This is a genomic window from Lentibacter sp. (genome assembly GCF_029254145.1).
Lineage (GTDB): Bacteria > Pseudomonadota > Alphaproteobacteria > Rhodobacterales > Rhodobacteraceae > Lentibacter.
Map to the genome: position 1 here is coordinate 1 of NZ_JAQWYD010000072.1, position 2,791 is coordinate 2,791.

Sequence of the window (2,791 nt, forward strand, 5' to 3'; positions counted from 1 at the left end):
AGAGCGCGGGTTTTTGCTTGTGGTCTTCTGCTCAATGGAAATGGCGGGGCTAAGGCCGCTGATGTGGTCGACATCGGGCTTTTCCATCATATCAAGAAACTGGCGGGCATAGGCCGAAAGGCTCTCAACATAACGGCGCTGGCCTTCGGCATAGATCGTGTCGAACGCGAGCGAAGATTTGCCAGAGCCAGACAGGCCAGTGATCACCACGAGCTGATCCCGCGGGATATCAACATCAATCGATTTGAGATTGTGCTCGCGCGCGCCGCGCACTTCGATGTATTTGAGTTCGGCCATGCTTGCCCCTGCCTTCTTTAAACCAGATGGTTTCTCGGCTCAGGTGTAGTTAACTTCCGTGTAACTTCCAACCGCAAAATGAGAACATTGCGGGAACACGCTGCAGGGCAGGCATAGGTTCTACGACTGTTTTTATCAAACCGATGAAATCTCGTGCAAAGCAGCGTCTTTTTTTACATTCCATTGTTTGAATTTATGTGTCACCTTTGCGTCAAGGCACGCCCGCCCTGCCCGTTTTCTGGAGACTGATATGTTTGCCTTTTTGAAAGCTTTGAAACGCAGCGATGCCAAGCCCTTCTTGGCGCGGATTGCAGCGGGTGACATGGTCTTGATTGATCTGCGTGAGGAAGGCGAGCTGGCCGCAACAGGCTCTGCGCAAGGTGCGTTACATCTCCCCTTGGGGCGACTGGCGCAGGCCGCGGACCCAGCAAACCGCGCCCGCCACAAAGCGCTTAGCGTTGAAAGGCCCATAGCGCTTTATTGTGCCAGTGGTGCGCGATCGGCCCAAGGCGTTATGACACTGCGCAGGCTTGGCTATACTGAAGTGCACAACTTGGGAGGCCTCAGCCACTGGCAGGCCGCGGGCGGCGCGATTCAGCGTTAAGCGGCCTAAGTCTTTTGGGCCAAGGCCCAAGCACAGATCGGAAAATTAGGATCATTTGTGAGATCGTCTGTGGCGGGATCATAGACAGGCGGCCAGTCTGGCTCAAGGTTGCGCGCGGCAGCGGCGCGGTTGCCCCACTCTTCGGACTTGATGCGCGCCTCGGCAAAGCCTGCCTCAATCAGCAGGTTTTTGAGGCCACGTGCGGACCAGCGAGAGCAATCATTGGGAGCCGCGTGATAGGGGAGAAAAAACGGGACCGCGATCCAGAGATAGCCACCGTCCCGCAGCATGTCATAGACATGACAAAGCGCGGTAAAGGGGCGATCAAGGTGCTCCCAGACCTGATTGGCGAGGATCATATCAAACTGGCGCATCTTGCCTTGGGCATCCGTATAGGGACCAAGGCAGATATCGTGCTCGGGATATTTGAAGCGCTCATAACTTTTCGCCTCAAACCGCCGGCCCCATTTGCAAGAGATTTCAGCGAGTTCCATCTTTTCAAGGGGCAGCTCTTTAAACCACGCTGAAGAAGACTTGTTCATCATCACGCGATTTAGAGAAACCATTGTACTCGCCCTTAAAAATGAATGGCGCGCCCATACGCATCTAGCACGCTTTCGTGCATCATTTCAGAAAGGGTCGGATGTGGGAAGACCGTTTGCATGAGGTCTTCTTCTGTTGTTTCAAGCTGACGACCAACGACATAGCCTTGGATCAGCTCAGTCACTTCAGCGCCGACCATATGTGCGCCGAGAAGCTCGCCTGTTTTGGCATCAAACACCGTTTTGACCATGCCTTCAGGTTCGCCTAGAGCAATCGCCTTACCATTGCCCACGAAGGGGAAGCGGCCCACTTTGACATCATAGCCGAGCTCTTTGGCTTTGGCCTCTGTATAGCCAACAGAGGCAACCTGCGGGTGGCAATAGGTGCAGCCGGCGATGCTTTCGGGGCGCACGGCGTGGGGCTTCTGCCCTGCGATCATTTCGGCGACCATGACGCCCTCGTGGGAGGCTTTGTGCGCAAGCCATGGCGCTCCTGCGATGTCGCCGATGGCGTAGAGACCTTCGACACCCGTGCGGCAATATTCATCGACGACAACATGCGTACGATCGATCTGCACGCCGAGCGCCTCTAAGCCGAGGCCTTCGACGTTGCCGACGATACCGACAGCGGAGATGACAGTGTCAAACTCTTGGGTTTCGACTTTGCCACCCGTCTCAATGTGAGCTGTGACTTTTCCTTTGGCGCGGTCAAGCTTTTTGACCATGGCTTTTTCCATGATCTTCATGCCTTGCTTGACGAATTGCTTCTTAGCGAAGGCGCTTATTTCGGCGTCTTCTACGGGAAGGACACGGTCCATAACTTCGACAACCGTCGTGTCGGCGCCGAGCGTGTTATAAAAGCTTGCAAACTCGATGCCGATCGCTCCAGAGCCGATGACGAGGAGCTTTTTGGGCATGCGCGGCGGTGTGAGCGCGTGTTTGTAGGTCCAGACCAAATCACCATCGGCCTCAAGGCCAGGCAGCTCGCGGGCGCGCGCGCCTGTGGCGAGGACGATGTGCTTGGCAGTCAGCTCCTCGGCGCCCTTCTCGGTTTTGACGCTCACCTTGCCTTTGGCGGTCACGGTGGCTTCGCCCATGACGGTCGTGATTTTGTTCTTTTTCATCAGGTGGGAAATGCCGCCTGAAAGCTGGCTCGCGACGCCGCGAGAGCGTTTGACCACAGCCTCAAGATCATAGTTGATATTGTCAGCAGAGAGGCCAAACTCTTTGGCACGGTGCATCAGGTGAAAGACCTCGGAGGAGCGTAGCATCGCCTTTGTCGGGATGCAGCCCCAGTTGAGGCAGATACCGCCCATGTGTTCCCGCTCTACGATGGCTACGTTGAGGC

Annotated in this window: 3 protein-coding genes and 1 pseudogene; 1 reads left to right on the plus strand and 3 read right to left on the minus strand. The window is 55.8% G+C overall.

Features of this window, described 5'->3' with window-relative positions:
* A pseudogene (locus P8O11_RS08660) lies at positions 1–297 on the minus strand (excinuclease ABC subunit A); the annotation flags it as partial.
* A 250-nt stretch (positions 298–547) separates the two neighbouring features.
* Here P8O11_RS08660 and P8O11_RS08665 point away from each other — a divergent pair.
* Entirely contained in the window at positions 548–901 is a 354-nt protein-coding gene (locus tag P8O11_RS08665; protein ID WP_300293709.1) for a rhodanese-like domain-containing protein, read from the plus strand.
* Positions 902–906: 5 nt separating this feature from the next.
* Here the strand turns inward: P8O11_RS08665 and P8O11_RS08670 are convergent, their stop codons facing one another.
* Both P8O11_RS08670 and lpdA read right to left on the minus strand, forming a co-directional pair.
* Positions 907–1,467 (minus strand): methyltransferase domain-containing protein, encoded by a 561-nt coding sequence (locus P8O11_RS08670; protein WP_300293711.1) that lies wholly within the window; start codon positions 1,465–1,467, stop codon positions 907–909.
* Positions 1,468–1,478: 11 nt separating this feature from the next.
* Positions 1,479–2,791: dihydrolipoyl dehydrogenase (gene lpdA, locus P8O11_RS08675; RefSeq protein WP_300293713.1), on the minus strand; the 1,313-nt coding region annotated here is incomplete at its 5' end.